10 protein-coding genes are annotated in these 13,341 nt (G+C 73.9%); 4 read left to right on the top strand and 6 right to left on the bottom strand.

Annotation, left to right across the window (positions count from 1 at the left end; translation table 11 throughout):
* Positions 1–55: 55 nt before the first annotated feature.
* Positions 56–481, top strand: a complete 426-nt coding sequence (locus ACZ4MF_RS10940; RefSeq protein WP_467491959.1) for a hypothetical protein — start codon at positions 56–58, stop codon at positions 479–481.
* 16 nt (positions 482–497) lie between these two features.
* Here the strand turns inward: ACZ4MF_RS10940 and ACZ4MF_RS10935 are convergent, their stop codons facing one another.
* From ACZ4MF_RS10935 to ACZ4MF_RS10910, 6 genes are all read right to left on the bottom strand, one after another.
* Positions 498–1,721, bottom strand: a complete 1,224-nt coding sequence (locus ACZ4MF_RS10935) for a cytochrome P450 (protein WP_467491711.1) — start codon at positions 1,719–1,721, stop codon at positions 498–500.
* A 71-nt stretch (positions 1,722–1,792) separates the two neighbouring features.
* Positions 1,793–2,611, bottom strand: coding sequence for an N-formylglutamate amidohydrolase (locus ACZ4MF_RS10930; protein WP_467491710.1), 819 nt, complete (start codon positions 2,609–2,611; stop codon positions 1,793–1,795).
* A 75-nt stretch (positions 2,612–2,686) separates the two neighbouring features.
* Entirely contained in the window at positions 2,687–4,906 is a 2,220-nt protein-coding gene (locus ACZ4MF_RS10925) for an NADP-dependent isocitrate dehydrogenase (RefSeq protein ID WP_467491709.1), read from the bottom strand.
* Positions 4,907–5,055: 149 nt separating this feature from the next.
* Positions 5,056–6,141: a mechanosensitive ion channel family protein gene (locus ACZ4MF_RS10920; protein WP_467491708.1), complete on the bottom strand. Its 1,086-nt coding sequence runs from the start codon at positions 6,139–6,141 to the stop codon at positions 5,056–5,058.
* A 181-nt stretch (positions 6,142–6,322) separates the two neighbouring features.
* Positions 6,323–7,861, bottom strand: a complete 1,539-nt coding sequence (locus ACZ4MF_RS10915; RefSeq protein ID WP_467491707.1) for an amino acid permease — start codon at positions 7,859–7,861, stop codon at positions 6,323–6,325.
* A 46-nt stretch (positions 7,862–7,907) separates the two neighbouring features.
* A complete protein-coding gene (locus ACZ4MF_RS10910) occupies positions 7,908–8,882 on the bottom strand; it encodes a hypothetical protein (RefSeq protein WP_467491706.1) in 975 nt (324 codons plus the stop codon).
* A gap of 253 nt (positions 8,883–9,135) precedes the next feature.
* On the opposite strand from ACZ4MF_RS10910, the gene ACZ4MF_RS10905 reads away from it, so the two are divergent.
* Genes ACZ4MF_RS10905 through ACZ4MF_RS10895 form a run of 3 tightly spaced genes read left to right on the top strand, consistent with a single transcriptional unit; the run spans position 9,136 to position 13,284 of the window.
* Positions 9,136–10,566 carry an FGGY family carbohydrate kinase gene (locus tag ACZ4MF_RS10905; protein WP_467491705.1) on the top strand — a complete coding sequence of 477 codons (1,431 nt, stop codon included), beginning with the start codon at positions 9,136–9,138 and terminating at the stop codon, positions 10,564–10,566.
* The gene (locus ACZ4MF_RS10900) at positions 10,563–12,002 is read left to right on the top strand and encodes an FAD-dependent oxidoreductase (protein WP_467491704.1); all 1,440 of its coding nucleotides are present in this window, start codon (positions 10,563–10,565) and stop codon (positions 12,000–12,002) included. The genes ACZ4MF_RS10905 and ACZ4MF_RS10900 overlap by 4 nt, the downstream gene beginning before the upstream one ends.
* The gene (locus tag ACZ4MF_RS10895; protein ID WP_467491703.1) at positions 11,992–13,284 is read left to right on the top strand and encodes an NAD(P)/FAD-dependent oxidoreductase; all 1,293 of its coding nucleotides are present in this window, start codon (positions 11,992–11,994) and stop codon (positions 13,282–13,284) included. Before ACZ4MF_RS10900 ends, ACZ4MF_RS10895 begins: the two co-directional genes overlap by 11 nt.
* Positions 13,285–13,341 lie beyond the last annotated feature (57 nt).

Raw genomic sequence — 13,341 nt, 5'->3', positions numbered from 1 at the left:
CGCGGGCGACGAGGGCGTGTCGTCCGACGAGGACGCGGGCGACGGCGGGTTCGCGATGGCGCTGCTGGAGGAGGAGCTGCGGCAGGCGGCCGCCGTCCTGGACCCCGTCCCGGACACCCTGCGCCAACTGGCGCTGGACGCCTACGCGTTGCACGACCTGGACGCGAAGATCGCCGAGCTGACCTTCGACTCGCTGGTGGACGCGCTGCCCATCAGGGGCGTCACGGATCCGCCGCGGATGCTGACGTTCCGGTCCGGCGGGGTGACCGTGGACGTCGAGGTCACCGAGGGCGGACTGATCGGGCAGGTGATGCCGGCGGGGTCGGCGCGCATCGAGGTGCTCGGCGGCCCGCAGACCGCCCGCCCGGTCATGGTCGACACGCTCGGCCGCTTCACCAGCGACACGCCCCCGGCCGGCCCGTTCGCCCTCAGGCTGCGGACCGGCGCCGAGGTGATCGTCACCGAGTGGCTGCGGGCCTGAACCCGGGCCCGCGCGGTCAGCCGGACCAGGTGACGGGCAGCGTCCGCGGGCCGCGGATCATCGTCCGGTGCCGCCACTGCACCTGCTCCGGCGGCACGGCGAGCCGCAGTCCGGGCAGCCGCTCCAGCAGCGTGTCGACCAGCAGTTCGGTCTGCAGCCGGGCCAGCAGCGTACCGGTGCAGAAGTGCGGGCCGTTGCCGAACGCCACGTGCGGGTTCGGCTCGCGGTCGGGGTCGATGCGGTCCGGGTCGGGGAAGACGGCCGGGTCGCGGTTGGCCGCGAGGTAGGAGACGTACACCGGCTCACCCGCGGCGATCCGGTGGCCGGCGATCTCCACGTCCTGAAGCGCGATCCGGGACAGCCCGACCGAGCTGCGGTGCGGGATCCACCGGAACAACTCGTCCAGCACCGGGCCGCGCGCCTCGGGACGCGCCCGCATCCGCTCCATCAGCTCCGGCCGGGTCAGCATCAGGTACAGCATCTGGCCGCAGTTGTTCGTGACGGCCTCGCCGCCGATCTGCAGCGGTCCGGCGAGCCCGACGGCCTCCTCCTCCCGGACGTCCCCGCGCGCCACGGCCGCGCCGAGCATCGAGTAGACGTCCTCGCCCGGACTCGCGGCCCGGGCCCGGATGGTCTGGGTGATCCACCCGTACAGGCCCTCCTTGGCCCGCCCCGCCGCCTCGACCCCGTTGGTGGAGATGATCTCCCGGGTCCAGGCGTGCACCTGCCCCCGGTCGGCGGCGGGCACACCCATCACCTCGCTGACGACGCTGAGGGGGAACGGTTCCAGCACCCGCTCGATCAGCTCGGCGGGCGGACCGTCCCGTACGACCCCGTCCACCAGGTCGTCCAGGATCTCCTGGGCGCGGGGCCGCAGCCGCTTCATGGCGCTCACCGTGAAGGCGCCGGCCACCGGCTTGCGCAGCCGGTTGTGGTCGGGCTGGTCGGCCCAGGCGAGCGAGCCGGGACGGGGCGCGAAGTTCGGTGCCATGCGGGTGACCTGACGATGGGTCACCTCGGCGCGGCTGAACCGCGGGTCGTTGGTGATCAGCTTCACGTCGTCGTAGCGGGTCGCCAGCCACGCCCAGCCCTCGCCGAACGGCAGCCGGATCCGGGTCAGCGGCCCCTCGCGCATGAGGCCGGCGAGGCACGGGTCGAAGTCCGTTCCGTCCAGGTCGGGTGTGGACCAGTCCCGCACGGGCGGCGGGGCCTGGCCGGTGAGCGTGGTCTCCTCGGTCATGCACTCCAGCCTGGTACGGGGGGCGGGGCGGTGTCCTGCGGGAGTGCTCCAGGCGGGGTGCCAGACGCGTGTCAGACGGTGTCGACGAGCGCGGCCAGCGCCTCGGCCAGCCGCTTGAGCCCCGGCCCCGCCGCCCCGCCCGGCTCCGTCATGTAGGTGTCCCGGCGGATCTCCACCATCAGGGCGCCGACCCGGCTGTCCCCGCCGTAGAACTCCAGGGGCACGTACGTCCCGGCGAACGGGCTGTCCAGCCCCGTCTCCCCGCAGGCCGCGAACGCCTCGCGGGCGGCCTCGGCCAGCCGCGGCGGCGTGTGGAAGGCGTCCGTGCCCAGGCACACCGCGGGACGCGGGCCCGCGGCGTGCAGCTCGTAGGGCAGCGGTGCGGTCGGGTAGGAGTGCACGTCGATGATCACGGCCCGCCCGGTCGACGCCAGCCGGTCCGCCACCGCCTCGGTCATGGCGCGCGCGTACGGCCGGAACCAGCGCTCCAGCAGGGGCTGCGGATCGGTGTCCGGCCGTCGCAGCTCGCCCTGGTGCGTGGTCCGGGTGTACACGGCGCCCATGCCGACGGCCGCCATCTCCTCGCGCTCGTCCGGGAACCGCTCCGGGTCCACGACCAGCCGGGACAGCCGGTTCACGAACCGCCACGGCGTCAGCCCGGCCAACGCGGCGGCACGCTCGGCGAGTTCGGCGGTGTGGGCGTCCGTGATGTGGTCGAGCTCCCGCTCCAGCGCGGCCTCGTCCAGGACGATGTCGCGGCGCACGTCCGCCGGGATCGCCCGCGCCGAGTGCGGCACGTGCAGCAGGACGGGCGAGTCGGGGGCGCCGGGGAGCAGTTCGAAGGAGGGCACGCGTGACTCCGGAGGCCGGGTGACGAGGTCGCAGGTCATGGAAACGGCTCCGCCCCGGCCGGGAGGTACCGGTCGGGGCGGAGTGCGGCACGGCGGACCGGCCGCCGTGAGCGGTCAGCTCAGGGACGCGAGCGTCGCGTTCCAGGTGGCCGACGGGCGCATGACCGCGTCCGCCTTGGCCTGGTCGACCTGGTAGTAGCCGCCGAGGTCGGCCGGCCTGCCCTGGACGGCGTTCAGTTCGTCCACGATCTTCTGCTCGTCGGCCGCGAGGGACTCGGCGAACGGCGCGAACGCCTTGGCCAGGTCGGCGTCGTCGGTCTGCCGGGCCAGCTCCTGCGCCCAGTACAGGGACAGGTAGAAGTGGCTGCCGCGGTTGTCGATGCCGCCGACGCGACGGGTCGGGGACTTGTCCTCGTTGAGGAAGGTCGCCGTGGCGCGGTCGAGGGTGTCGGCGAGGACCTTGGCACGGGCGTTGCCGGTGGCCTCGGCGTACTGCTCGAAGGACGGCACCAGGGCGAAGAACTCACCCAGGGAGTCCCAGCGCAGGTAGTTCTCCTTGACCAGCTGCTGGACGTGCTTCGGCGCGGAACCGCCGGCGCCCGTCTCGAACAGGCCGCCGCCCGCCATCAGCGGGACGACCGACAGCATCTTGGCGCTGGTGCCCAGCTCCAGGATCGGGAAGAGGTCGGTCAGGTAGTCACGCAGCACGTTGCCGGTCACCGAGATGGTGTTCTCGCCGCGGCGGATGCGCTCCAGCGACAGCTTGGCGGCCTCGACCGGGGAGAGGATCTTGATGTCCAGGCCCTCGGTGTCGTGCTCGGGCAGGTACGCCTTGACCTTCTCGATGATCACGCGGTCGTGGCCGCGGGTCTCGTCCAGCCAGAACACCGCCGGGTCGCCGGTGGCGCGGGCGCGGGTGACGGCCAGCTTGACCCAGTCGCGGATCGGGGCGTCCTTGGTCTGGCAGGCGCGGAAGATGTCGCCCTTGGCGACGGCCTGCTCCAGGACGACGTCGCCGGCCGCGTCGAGCAGGCGGACCGTGCCGTCGGCAGGGATCTCGAAGGTCTTGTCGTGGGAGCCGTACTCCTCGGCCTTCTGCGCCATCAGGCCGACGTTCGGGACCGAGCCCATGGTCGACGGGTCGAGGGCGCCGTGGGCGCGGCAGTCCTCGATGACGGCCTGGTAGACGCCCGAGTAGCTGTGGTCCGGCAGGACGGCGAGGGTGTCGGCCTCCTGGCCGTCGGGACCCCACATGTGACCGGAGGTGCGGATCATCGCTGGCATCGAGGCGTCCACGATCACGTCGGACGGCACGTGCAGGTTGGTGATGCCCTTGTCCGAGTCGACCATGGCGAGGGCCGGGCCGTCGGCCAGCTCGGCCTCGAAGGCGGCCTTGATCGCGTCGCCCTCGGGCAGGTTCGCCAGGCCCCCCAGGATGGTGCCGAGGCCGTCGTTCGGGGACAGGCCGGCGGCGGCCAGCGTCTCGCCGTACTGCGCGAAGGTCTTCGGGAAGAAGGCGCGGACGACATGGCCGAAGATGATCGGGTCGGAGACCTTCATCATCGTGGCCTTCAGGTGCACGGAGAACAGCACGCCCTCGGTCTTGGCGCGGGCGACCTGCGCGGCGAGGAACTCCTTGAGCGCGGCGACGCGCAGCACGGCGGCGTCGACGACCTCGCCCGCGACGACCTTCAGGGGCTCGCGCAGCTCGGTGGCGGTGCCGTCCGCGCCGACCAGCTCGAAGCGGAGCGTGCCGTCCTCGGCGATGACCGCGGACTTCTCGGTGGAGGCGAAGTCGTTCTCGCTCATCGTCGCCACGTTCGTCTTGGACTCGGCGGTCCAGGCGCCCATGCGGTGCGGGTGGGTCTTGGCGTAGTTCTTCACCGAGGCCGGGGCGCGGCGGTCGGAGTTGCCCTCACGCAGCACCGGGTTGACGGCGGAGCCCTTGACCTTGTCGTAGCGGGCGCGGATCTCGCGCTCCTCGTCGGTCTTCGGGTCGTCCGGGTAGTCCGGCAGCGCGTAGCCCTTGCCCTGGAGCTCGGCGACGGCGGCCTTCAGCTGCGGGATGGACGCCGAGATGTTCGGCAGCTTGACGATGTTGGCCGCGGGGGTCTTGGCCAGCTCCCCCAGCTCGGCCAGCGCGTCGGGGATGCGCTGGTCCTCGGCCAGGTACTCCGGGAAGTGGGCGATGATGCGCCCGGCCAGCGAGATGTCGCGCGTCGTGACCGGCACACCGGCCTGCGAGGCGTACGCCTGGATCACCGGCAGGAACGAATGCGTCGCCAGGGCCGGGGCCTCGTCTGTGTAGGTGTAGATGATGGTCGAGTCAGTCACCGGGTGCTCCGCTCCACGTCTGCAACATTGCTCGACATCAAGATATCTCGTGATCGGGGTCGGCTCGACAGGGGTCCGCGATCGGGCCGGCGTTTTCCGATCTCCCGGTGCCGCCGGCCGGGACGCTTCCGTCATGTCGAACGTATGCGCTAATCCGTGGCTGCCGGGATCACGTCCTCCCCGCTGCGCTGCTGCGGAATCACCACCGCTCCCTGCTGGAGCGCCACCGTGCGGGCCGGGGCCGGGATGCGGATGCCCTCCTCGTGGTAGCGGCGGTGCAGGCGCTTGATGAACTCGTGCTTGATGCGGTACTGGTCGCTGAACTCGCCGACGCCGAGGATCACCGTGAAGCCGATGCGGGAGTCGCCGAAGGTGTGGAAGCGGACGGCGGGCTCGTGCTCCGGGACCGCTCCGGGGACCTCGCGCATGGTCGCCGCGACGACCTGCGAGGTCACCCGCTCCACGTGCTCCAGGTCGGAGTCGTACGCCACCCCGACCTGCACCAGCACCGTCAGCCGCTGCTCGGGGCGCGTGAAGTTGGTCATGTTGGCCTTGGCGAGCTGGCCGTTGGGGATGACCACCAGGTTGTTGGAGAGCTGGCGGACCGTCGTCTGGCGCCAGTTGATGTCCACCACATAGCCCTCCTCGCCGCTGCTGAGCCGGATGTAGTCGCCCGGCTGGACGGTCTTGGCGGCCAGGATGTGGATGCCCGCGAAGAGGTTGGCGAGCGTGTCCTGGAGGGCGAGGGCCACCGCCAGACCGCCCACGCCCAGGGCGGTGAGCAGGGGTGCGATGGAGATGCCGAGCGTCTGCAGGACGATCAGGAAGCCGATCGCGAGGACCAGGACGCGGGTGATGTTGACGAAGATGGTCGCCGAGCCCGCCACGCCCGAGCGGGACTGGGTGACCGTGCGGACCAGGCCGGCGATCACCCGGGCCGCGGACAGGGTCACCACGAAGATCAGCCATACCTGGAGGACCTGGTCGGTGTGGTGCTGGACCGTGCGGGTCAGGGGCAGCGCGGCCGCCGCGACCGCCGCGCCGCCCGCGATCGCGGCCCACGGCACGACCGAGCGCAGCGCGTCCACGATGACGTCGTCGCCGCTCCACTTGGTCCGCTTGGCGTGCTTGGCGAGCCAGCGCAGCACCGCGCGCGACAGGAAGGCGAGCAGCAGGCCCGCGGCGAGCGAGATGCCGGCGAGGACGAGGTCGTCCAGGGTCAGCGCGCGGTTCACCGGTCACCTCCGGGTCTCGCGGCGGCTGCGGGGTGGGGAGGACGCGTCACGTGATCACCTGCTCGATGTGCGGGATGTGCGAGCGCGCCGGCCCCGAACTGCGGTGACCGGCGCGACCGCTCATCCTGCCGTATCCGGAACACCCGTTCGTACCAGGACCGGTGCCCCGCGGGCGGGCGGATCAGACGATGCCCTCCGCGAGTTCGGCCTGGTCGCGGTCGTCGCCGTACGCCGCGGTGGTGGGCGTGCCGTACGAACGGCGGGCGACGTACCACCAGACGCTCGCCAGCACCAGGACGGCGACGAGCGCCACCGAGGCGTAGTTCATCGTGTCGACGGTGACCGGCGAGGCCTGCGGCAGGCAGAACAGCACCGTCACACCGGCCACCCAGACCACCGCGATCCAGCCGATCGGCCTGCTCCAGCGGCCCAGTTGCCACGGCCCGGGCCGGAACCGGTCGCCCGCGCGCAGCCGCAGCAGCACCGGGATGGCGTAGGCGGGCGTGATGCCGATGACGTTGATGGCGGTCACGGCGTTGTACGCGGTCGCCGAGTACAGCGAGGGCAGGGCGAGCACACAGGCGACGATCACCGCGAGCCACACGGCGGCGACCGGCGTCTGGGTGCGGCCGCTCACCTTGCGCCACAGGTGCGAGCCCGGCAGCGCGCCGTCCCGGCTGAACGCGAACACCATCCGGCTGGCCGCCGCGACCTCGGCGTTGCCGCAGAAGAGCTGGGCGATGATCACGACCAGCAGCAGGGCGCTCGCGCCGTCGGAGCCGAGGCCGTCGAGCAGGATCTGCGCGGGCGGCACACCGGTGGCGGTGGTGCGCGTCGCGTCGTAGTCCTGGATGGCGAACGTCAGCCCGGCGAGCAGGACGAAGCCGGCGAGCCAGGACGCCCAGATGGACCGCACGATGCCCTTGGCCGCGGCCACCGAGGCCTGCGAGGTCTCCTCGGACAGGTGCGCGGAGGCGTCGTAGCCGGAGAAGGTGTACTGCGCGAGGAGCAGGCCGATCGCCGCCACATAGACCGGGTTGTGCCAGCCCGTCTCGTCGACGAACTTCGTGAACACGAAGGACGCCGACCGGTGGTGGTCGGGGACGATCGCGAGCGCGCCGACGATGACCGCGACGCCCGCCAGGTGCCACCAGACGCTGACGGAGTTGAGCAGGCTCACCAGGCGGACGCCGAACAGGTTCAGCACCGCGTGCAGCAGCAGGACGGCGCAGAAGATCAGCATGGTCCTGCCGGGCGTCGGCGTGAAGCCCCACTGGAGGTTCGCGAACGCCCCGGTGAACAGGGCGGCGCCGTAGTCGATACCGGCGATGGCACCGAGCAGACCGAGCAGATTCAGCCAGCCCGTGTACCAGCCCCAGCGCCGGCCGCCGAGCCGGTCGGCCATGTAGTACAGCGCGCCCGAGGTCGGATAGGCGCTGGTGACCTCGGCGAGCGCGAGACCGACGCAGAGGACGAACAGACCGACGCCCGCCCAGCCCCACAGCATCACGGCGGGGCCGCCGGTGTTCAGGCCGAAGCCGTACAGCGTCATGCAGCCCGACAGGATCGAGATCACCGAGAAGCTGATCGCGAAGTTGCCGAAGCCGCCCATGCGGCGGGCCAGCACCGGTCGGTAGCCGAGTTCGCGCAGCCGCCGCTCCTCGTCCTGCTGGGGAAGGGCCGACGAGAGCGACGGCGATGGATCGGGGGTGGCGGACATACGGGGGACCTCCGGTCGACAGCGGTGCGGACGGGGGGCGCTGCGTTCAGGGGCGGGCCGCCCGGCAGCGGTCCCGGGCCCGGAGGAAGACCTCCACGGCGCGGTCGCGGCCGGGGGCGCGGTACATCCAGGGCGCGGGCGTGAAGTACGGGCCGATCGCGTCGAACACCCGGGCCGCGTCCGGGAACTGGAGCGAGCCCCACAGCGCGTGGGCCAGGTGGTTGAGGTCCAGCAGCGAGCGCTCGCCGCGGTGCGTGTGCTCGAACCAGGAGCGCAGGGCGTGCCGCGCCTCACGGGCCGCGTCCTCCGCGACCCAGTGCAGGTCGAGCGCCGCGTCGCCGCCGCTCTCGCGCCGGTAGCGTTCGACCCGGACGTACAGCGGCAGTACGTGCAGCGCGGAGCCGGCCGGGGCCTGCGCGGCGGCCCACTGGGCGTAGCCGGCGGCCTGCGCGAGCGTGCCCGTGCCGCCGCGCGCGTAGAGGAACTGGAGCATCCGGTGGTGGGCCTCGCGGTTGTGCGGATCGCGCTTGCCGGCCTCGGCCAGCAGCCCCCAGGGGCCCGGCGGCAGCATCGGCCCGGGCGCGGGCTGCCGGTGCTCCTCCCAGCGCTGCTCCGGGTCCAGCTGTGCGAGGGCCACCAGGCACACCCAGGGCACCGGGTCGTGCGGCGCGGCCCCGGTGGCGCACTGGGCGGCGTCCCAGGCCTCGATCCACAGTTCGTGGGTCCGCAGATGCCGTTCCCGCCGGGCGCGCAGGGCCCGCTCCACCGCGACCCGGGCGTGCATCACCGACGCGTGGGCGCTGCCCGGTTCCTCGGCGAGCCACGCGCGCACCACGTCGGAGCCGGCCGCGGCCGCCGCGAGGACCTGGGTGCGCTGGGTCCAGTGCCACCAGTCCGCGGTGTCCGCGAGCAGGGCGCGCATGGCCATCCAGCGGCCGGTGCGCAGATCCTGGAGGGTGGCACGCAGCGCGCGGTCGGGGCCGGCCGGGTCGTAGGCGGGACGTGCTCCTTCTCCGGCCATCAGCCGTCGGTCCGGGGCCACTGGCGCACGGGCGAGGTGGCGGGGTGGCGTGGCAACAGCGCTCCAAGGGGCGGGGGTTGGGCGCGGGGCGGTGGTCGGCGGTCACTATAGAGGGGCAGGTACCGGCCCACCATTGTTGTCAACTCAACCAACTGTCCGGCCATGTCGACGGTCCGTCGCTGCTTGACTCCGGACGCGGCGCGACGGCAGGCTGACGCGGTGTGATCTTCGACGCGCGACGGGAGAAGGTGCGATGACCGGGCCGGTGCTCGCCGTCGACCAGGGCACGTCCGGCACCAAGGCCCTCGTGGTCTGCCCCGAGCGCGGCGTCCTCGGCACCGGATTCGCCGAGGTCCGCCCCCGGTACCTGCCCGGCGGCCTGGTCGAGGCCGACCCCGACGGGCTGTACGACTCGGTGCTCGCCGCCGGGCGCCAGGCGCTCGCCGAGGCCGCCGAGCCGGTCGTGGCGCTCGGCCTCGCCAACCAGGGTGAGACCGTCCTCGCCTGGGCCCCGGCCACCGGCCGCCCGCTCACCGACGCCCTGGTCTGGCAGGACCGCCGCGCGGACTCGATCTGCGCCGAACTCGCCGAACACGCCGATGAGTTGAGGCACCTGACCGGTCTGCCCCTCGACCCGTACTTCGCCGCCCCCAAGATGGCCTGGATCCGCCGCCGGCTCACCCGCGAGGGCGTCGTCACGACCTCCGACGCCTGGCTCGTCCACCGCCTCACCGGAGTCTGTGCCACCGACGCCGCCACCGCCGGCCGCACCCAGCTCCTCGACCTCGACAGCGCGCGGTGGTCGCCGCGCGCGCTGGAGATCTACGGCCTGGCGGACGAACGGCTCCCGCAGGTGAGCGACAACGCCCAGCACATCGGCACGACCACGGCCTTCGGCCCCGAGATCCCGCTCACCGGTCTGGCCGTCGACCAGCAGGCCGCCCTGCTCGCCCAGCGCGTCACCCGCCCCGGCGCCGCCAAGTGCACCTACGGCACCGGCGCGTTCCTGCTCGCGCACACCGGCGAGCGGGTTCGGCGCGGCGGCTCCGGCCTGGTCACCTGCGTCGCCTGGCGGATCGCCGGCACGACCAGCTACTGCCTCGACGGCCAGGTCTTCGCGGCCGCCTCAGCCGTCCGCTGGCTCACCGACCTCGGTGTCATCTCCGGCGCCGCCGACCTCGACGCCGTCGGCGGCGCCGTCCCCGACAGCGGCGGCGTCACCTTCGTCCCCGCCCTCGCCGGACTCGCCGCCCCCTGGTGGCGCGGCGACCTGCGCGGCTCGCTCACCGGACTCGGCCTCGACACCACCGCCGGCCACGTCGTGCGCGCCCTGTGCGAGGGCATCGCCGCCCAGGTCGCCGAACTCGCCGACGCCGCCGCCGAGGATCTCGGCACCGGCCTGGACCTGCTGCGCGTCGACGGCGGCCTGACCCGCTCCGCGCTCCTCATGCAGACCCAGGCCGACCTGCTGCAACGCCCCGTCGAGGTGTCCGCGCTGCCCGACGCCACCGCCCTCGGCGCCGCCACGCTCGCCCGCCTCGGCGCGGACCGCACGCTGGACGTCGGCCACGCGCTGCCCGAGGGGAAGCCCGCCGCCGTGTACGAACCCCGCATCAGCGCCGACCGGGCCGCCGAACGCCGCGCCCGCTTCCGCACCGCCGTCCGGGCCCTGCTCGACTCATGACCGGCACGGTCACCGTCACCGCACACGGCCCGCTGCCCGCGAAGCCGTACGACGTGGCGATCGTCGGCGCCGGCGTCGTCGGCTGCGCCATCGCCCGGGAGCTCGCCCGCCACCCGGAGCTCCGCATCGCCCTGCTGGAGGCCCAGGACGACGTCGGCCAGGGCACGTCGAAGGCCAACACCGCGATCCTGCACACCGGTTTCGACGCGGCGCCAGGCACCCTGGAGGCCCGCCTGGTCCGCGAGGGGTACGAGCGGCTGGGTGCCTACGCCGCCGAGACCGGCATCCCCGTCGAACGCGTCGGCGCCCTGCTCGTCGCCTGGGACGAGGAACAGCGGGCCGCCCTGCCCCGGCTGGCCGACAAGGCCGCGTGCAACGGCTACGACGCGGCGCGCCTGCTGCCCGCCGACGAGGTGTACGCCCGCGAGCCCCACCTCGGCCCCGGCGCCCTCGGCGCCCTGCACGTCCCCGGCGAGAGCATCATCTGCCCCTGGACGACGACCCTCGCGTACGCCACCCAGGCGGTCCGCGCCGGAGTCGACCTGCACCTCAACGCCACGGTGGAGGAGGTGAGTTGGGGAAACGGCCACCGTCTCCGCACCTCCCGGGGCTCCCTCCGCGCCCGCCGCCTGGTCAACGCTGCCGGACTGCACGCCGACACCCTCGACCGGCTGCTCGGCCACGAGGACTTCACCGTCACCCCGCGCCGCGGCCAGCTCCTGGTCCACGACAAGCTCGCCCGGCCCCTCGTGCGGCACATCCTGCTGCCCGTCCCGACCGCGCTCGGCAAGGGCGTCCTGGTCGCGCCCACCGTCTACGGCAACGTCCTGCTCGGCCCCACCGCCGAGGACCTGGACGACAAGCGGGCCACCGGCTCCACCGCCGACGGCCTCGCCGGCCTCAGGGAGCAGGGCCGCCGCATCCTGCCCGCCCTGCTGGACGAGGAGGTCACCGCCGTCTACGCCGGGCTGCGCGCGGCGACCGGCCGGGAGGACTACCGCATCGCCGCCCACCCCGAGCAGGGGTACGTCACCGTCGGCGGCATCCGCTCCACCGGCCTGACCGCGTCCCTGGCCATCGCCGCGCACGTCACCGGCCTGCTGACGGACACCGGGCTCGGCCTGGGCCCGGTCCGGGACCTGGCGCCGCTGACCATGCCCAACCTCGGCGAGGCCTTCCCGCGCCCCTACCAGCGGCCCGAGCTCATCGCCGCCGACCCCGAGTACGGCACCCTCGTCTGCCACTGCGAGCGTGTCTCCCGCGGCGAGATCCGCGACGCGCTGGCGAGCCCGGTCCCACCGCGCAGCCTGGAGGGCCTGTGCCGCCGCACCCGGGCTCGCGCGGGCCGCTGCCAGGGGTTCTACTGCGGCGCGGCGGTACGGGAGTTGTTCGAGACGGCGCGGGGCGAGGAGCGGGGGTACGGCCATGACCGCTGAGACAGGCGCGCCGGGTCCACCGGTCCGCCGGGTCGACGTCCTCGTCGTCGGCGCGGGACCCGCGGGTCTGGCGACCGCCGCCAGCCTGGCCGCGTCCGGTGCCGGCCGGGTCGAGGTGCTGGAGCGTGAGCAGGCGGCCGGGGGAGTGCCCCGGCACTGCGCCCACGGCGGCTTCGGCACGCGCGCACACCCGCTGACCGGCCCCGCGTACGCCCGGCTGCTGACGCAGGCCGCCGCGCGGGCGGGCGCCGTGATCCGGACCGGGGTGACCGTCCTGGACTGGGGGACCACGGCGTCCGTGGCCGGTGCGGTGTGCGCCGCCGCCCGCCCGGTGCTCACCGCCGTCGGCCCCGGCGGACCCGAGACCGTCGAGGCGCGGGCCGTCGTCCTCGCCACCGGCGCCCGGGAGCGGCCGCGCGCGGCCCGGCTGGTGCCCGGCACCCGTCCCGCCGGTGTCTACACCACCGGTGAACTCCAGCAGTCCGTCCACCTGTTCGGGCAGCGCATCGGCACCCGCGCGGTCGTCGTCGGTGCCGAGGGCGTCTCCTATGCGGCCGCCGACACCGTGCGCGCGGCCGGTGCCGAGGTCGTCGCCCTGGTCACGGAGCTGCCCCGCGCCCACGCCCCCGCGTTCCAGGCGCAGTCGGCCCGGCTGCGGCACCGCATCCCGCTGCTGACGGACACCACGGTCACCGAACTCCTCGGCCACGGAAGTCTGTCGGGGGTCCGCGTCCGTCACCGTGGCGGCCGTACGACCGTGCTGGCCTGCGACACGGTCGTGTTCACCGCTGACTTCGTCCCGGAGCACGAACTCGCCCGCCGCGGCGCCCTCGCGCTGGACCCGGGCACCCGCGGCCCCGCCGTCGACGGCGCCCTGCACACCTCACGGCCCGGGGTGTTCGCCGCCGGGAACGTCCTGCACGCCGTCGAACCCGCCGGCACCGCCGCCCGGGAGGGCGCCCGGGCGGCGCGCGCCGTCCTGGACCTCCTCGCGGGCAGCGCCTGGCCCGGTCCCGGTGTCCCGCTCACTGTCGAGGCCCCGCTGCGCTGGATCGCCCCGAACCGCGTCACGCCCGCGGCCCGGCCCGAGCGCTACGTCCTGCGCGACGACGCCCCGTCGCGCGGGCCCGTCGTGTTGCACGTCCATCAGGACGGCCGCCTGCTGCACCGCGAACGCCGCCGGCCCGGGGCGGTGTTGCCCCACCACCCCCTGACCCTCACCGCCGGCTGGCACGACCGGGTCGATCCCGAAGGCGGCGAGGTGCGGGTGAGCCGCGGCTGAGCGGGCCGGGCGGGCCGTGTCTCGCGGTCCTCCCGGCCCGCTTCCGGGACGTACCGC

The organism is Streptomyces sp. NPDC025793 (assembly GCF_055558375.1).
The sequence above is the reverse complement of the archived record's forward strand: the minus strand, read 5'-3'. Positions and strand labels throughout refer to the sequence as shown.